We start from the raw sequence: 3,865 nt of genomic DNA on the forward strand, positions 1-3,865 counted from the left end.
CTACGGAAGTCAGGGACTTGCTTGAGCGCTTCAATCAAACTGGTCGGCTGCATGGTCAAACAACGAGCAACCCTTTGATTATCATTTTTCTACAGCCAACGAATCAGCCCTGCTTAACAAGGGGGACTTTGAGGGGATCACCGTTCCAAAATGTTGAAAACACGCTCTAGCATCGAAAAAGCAATGAGAAAAGACCCAGCCGCTTAGTAACAGCACTGGGTCTTTTGCTGGAATCAAACGCATTGGTTATCCTACTGGCTTTGCCCGTCGCTGCATCAGCAGCTTCTCAAAGCTCAAGGCCAACACGCCCAGCGTCACGATCAAAATGCCCAACCATTGAATTCGTTGTAGCGCATTGCTCGGATCGCCTGGAAGAATGACAAATGCAAGCAGCGCGGTGAGTACGGGACCGCTAGAGGCAATGATCGACGCTCGCGCTGCACCGAGATAGCGGACACCATAGTTGTTGAGTAGATATCCGGCCAAAGTCAACGTTCCCAGCACCACGCCGCCCCCAATCAAACCCAAGCGGCCTTCCGGCAAAACATCTAGGCCGAGGCGTGTTGGAAAGAAAATTAAGCTCAAGCTCGTCAGCACAAAGATGGTTGTGAACTGAATAATGCTGACTGGAACCGGATGCAGTTTGCGAAAGCTAAGCTGCATGGCGATCAGATAGCAGGCAAATGAAATTCCGGCGGCAACAGCAGCAAAAATTCCCAACCAAGAAATACTTTCGCTGGCTGCGAGTTTGGGAAATGCCGTTAGAATCACGCCAGAAAGGATTGCCACCATCACCGCAATTCGCAAGCGGGTGGGGCGATCGCGAAACAGCAGCCACGCCAGCGGCACCGTCACCAGCGGATACATAAACAAAATCGTCACGGCCACACCGGGGCCAACCTGCCCGATCGCAATGTAGATCAACACCTGCGAGAGAAACAGAAAAAATCCGCTGCTGGTGACGGCGGCAAGAATCGATCGATCGCGCGACTCTAGAAACGAGCGCAGATCGCGCCATGCGGCTGGATAGATCGTGTTTCCCAAAAAAATCATCAGCGGCACCACAATGATCATCCGCATCCACAAAATCAGCATCGAGTTTCCCAAATTCAGGCTGATGAAGCCGCCCAAATCATAAAAGCCAAAGACGCGATTGGAAAATCCGATGATCCGCACAACAACGTTATGCAGCGAAAGCGCAACGGTTGAGAGCAAAACGAGCAGCACTCCAGTCTGGAAAGGCGACTGCACAGACTGACGCACCGCTGGCGGCAGCGGAACCGGAGCGACGGCGGGCGGCAGTTGAAGCTGGGGCACTTCCTGCGATCGCAAAACGGGTGCGGGTCGAGCCGATGCCTGCAACTGCTGATTAAGGCGGCTCACCAGCGCTTCGAGAATGGCTTCGCCCTGCTGCTCCAGGTTGTGCATTCGGCTAAGCTGCTGCGAGAGCGAGCTTTGGTAGCTGCTGAGGTCTTGATTAACCGAACTGGCGATGCGGTTGAGCGTGGCATCGAGGGCGGCGATCGATCGCGCCGTTGCTTCTGGGTCGCCTGTGGGATTGAAAGAAGCCTGCTCTGCTGACTGGATGCGCTCAACAAGCAAGGCTTGAAGCTGGGTGGCAAGCGCTTGGGCAAGCTGTTTTGCCCAAATTTGCTGCTGCTGAAGCTGCTGCTGCGTCAAGTCTAATTCGACGTTCTGCTGAAGCGATCGCTGCTGTGCCTGAAGTTTTTGAATGTCGCTGAGCAGGCGGGATTTTTCAGCCTGGAGGCGCGTCACATCCTGCGTTAAACCTGTGACAAGCGACTGCTGCAAGTTCTGCAAGTCTTGCGTCAGCTTCCAGGTTGGGTCGTCCGGCTGCATCGGTTGATTTTCAGATTGCCCCATCAGTGTGCTGCTCCCTGAATCACGTTGCCCATGATGTTTGCCTTTGTGTCGAGCGCTCGATCGAGTGAAATGATAGTGCTAGTTTGCCCGCAATCGCGGCAAGATCGTCCAGGCAATCTTAATCAAAGCCACCCTAGCGCAGGATGTCAAAAACATCGGCTAATTTCATTGACTGTAACAGGAAAAACAATTTTTCACGGGAGAAAACTGGTGCGTACACCGCAAGAGCATTTTCACGATTTGGAAGCGATTTTGGCAAAACATGCCGCTGCGATCGAAGCAGAAGTTCGCGCTCTTCAGCAAGCAGACGACACGACAAACTGGCCGACCGCCTGGAAGCAAATTTATAACTGGCATTTTGCTCAGGCGTTTGCCAAGCCGAAGGTGTTTCGCAATTGGGCGGCAGATGCGGCAGCGTGGAAATTGTTGCCGCCGCGCGTCTATCCAAATCAGGGCAATCGCCAAATCGATCTGGGTGATTTAGAAGAACAGTAGAAGCTGCCGCAAAAGCAGAAAAATGGCGATCGCCAATCCCGCCGCCGCTGGCACGGTCAGCACCCAAGCCAAAACAATTTGCTGGAGGATCGATCGATCCAGTTGTGTGTCTGGTGCATACCAGCGCTGCACCAAGCCGACTCCGGCAACCGCTCCAACCAGCGCATGAGAGGTGGAAACAGGTAGCCCAAAGCGGGAGGCGAGCAAAATTGTCGTCGCGGTTGCGAGTTCTGCACAAAATCCGCTGCTGGGCTGAAGGGGGATGATCCCCGATCCGATCGTGGCGATCACGTTCTTTCCCCAAACGGCGAGGCCGAGAACGATGCCTGCACCGCCGATCGCCAATATCCACAGCGGCACAGCGAACTCGGTGGGGACAGCGTGAGTTTGAGCGATCGCGACGATCGCCGCCAAAGGTGCAACTGCATTGCCGACATCGTTAGAGCCATGTGCAAAGGCGACACAGCAAGCGCTGAGCAGTTGTAATCGTGCCATCTGCGCTTCAACAGCTTCGGTGCGCCAGGATGCGATCGCCACAGTTGCCATTGCGCCAATCGCGATCGGCAGGTCGTGGTCGGGCAGCGGCAGGGCGATCGGCAAGCTGTGGACGATCGGCGGCAGGACAATCACGCCAAATACGCTGACCAGCAGCGCACTCAGCCAGGGAAGCCATTCTTGAAGCTGGGCGATCGGATTGGGCTGATTGAGAATCCAGTGGCGGACTTGGCTATAGAACAAGGCGGCGATCGTTCCGCTGGCGATCGGAGTCAAAATCCACGTCAGCGAAATCATTCCCAGCGTTGACCAGCGGACGGCACTGAAGCCGAGCGAAATGCAGCCGAATCCCACTGTCGCGCCGACGATCGCGTGGGAAGAAGCGACAGGCCAGCCTTGGCGGGTGGCAATTTGCAGCCAAAGTCCGCAGGCGAGGAGGGCGGATGTCATGCCGAGCAGCAGGGCGATCGGGTCGGTGATGAATTGGGCGGGATCGAGGATGCCGCTGATCAAAGTTTGGGAAACGCGCTGGCCGAACCCGATCGCCCCGGTAAACTCCAAGATGCCTGCGATGATCAGGGCTTGGCGGAGGGTAATCGCTTTGGAGCCGACGGACGTGCCCATTGAGTTGGCAACGTCGTTGGCTCCGAGGTTGCAGGCGACGTAGAGAGCGAGGAGGCAGGCGAGGATGAGAGGGAGGCGATCGAGCATCGATCGAGTTGTTGAGGAATGGTTTTAGAGTGAAGGATCGATTCCTGCGGATAGCGCTTCGCAATCGCGGTTAGAACTACTTTCGATTTCCGAGCTAGTGGCGGGTAGGAGTTGCACCGCTCCTCAAGCGCCAAGCTCGATTTAGAGATCCAGAATGAGGAATCTAGTGCAGGGTGGCGGAAGTCGTTATACAGCTAAGATGAGGGCATTGTCGCTCTAAAACTGATCAATGCCGACCCCTCAAGCACTGGCTGTTGAATTGTCTGAGCAACAAATGCTG

The 3,865-nt window shown here is 55.2% G+C and carries 3 protein-coding genes; 1 reads left to right on the plus strand and 2 read right to left on the minus strand.

Going from position 1 to position 3,865, the window contains the following annotated elements:
* Positions 1–246: 246 nt before the first annotated feature.
* On the minus strand, positions 247–1,884 hold the full coding sequence (locus tag H6F67_RS17125; protein WP_199304479.1) for an EamA family transporter: 1,638 nt from the start codon (positions 1,882–1,884) through the stop codon (positions 247–249).
* A gap of 210 nt (positions 1,885–2,094) precedes the next feature.
* Here H6F67_RS17125 and H6F67_RS17130 point away from each other — a divergent pair, with 210 nt between their 5' ends.
* Positions 2,095–2,379, plus strand: coding sequence for a hypothetical protein (locus H6F67_RS17130; RefSeq protein WP_190767839.1), 285 nt, complete (start codon positions 2,095–2,097; stop codon positions 2,377–2,379).
* Here H6F67_RS17130 and H6F67_RS17135 read toward each other — a convergent pair.
* Entirely contained in the window at positions 2,365–3,585 is a 1,221-nt protein-coding gene (locus tag H6F67_RS17135) for an inorganic phosphate transporter (protein WP_190767840.1), read from the minus strand. The two genes, H6F67_RS17130 and H6F67_RS17135, sit on opposite strands and share 15 nt — an antisense overlap.
* Positions 3,586–3,865 lie beyond the last annotated feature (280 nt).

The sequence above is a fragment of the Microcoleus sp. FACHB-1515 genome (assembly GCF_014696105.1).
In the GTDB taxonomy this organism is placed as follows: domain Bacteria; phylum Cyanobacteriota; class Cyanobacteriia; order Elainellales; family Elainellaceae; genus JAAUTJ01.

Bases quoted from the DNA above. Each gene is read 5' to 3' on its own strand.
- H6F67_RS17135 (WP_190767840.1), bottom strand. From the start codon at position 3,585: ATGCTCGATCGCCTCCCTCTCATCCTCGCCTGCCTCCTCGCTCTCTAC.
- H6F67_RS17125 (WP_199304479.1), bottom strand. From the start codon at position 1,884: ATGGGGCAATCTGAAAATCAACCGATGCAGCCGGACGACCCAACCTGG.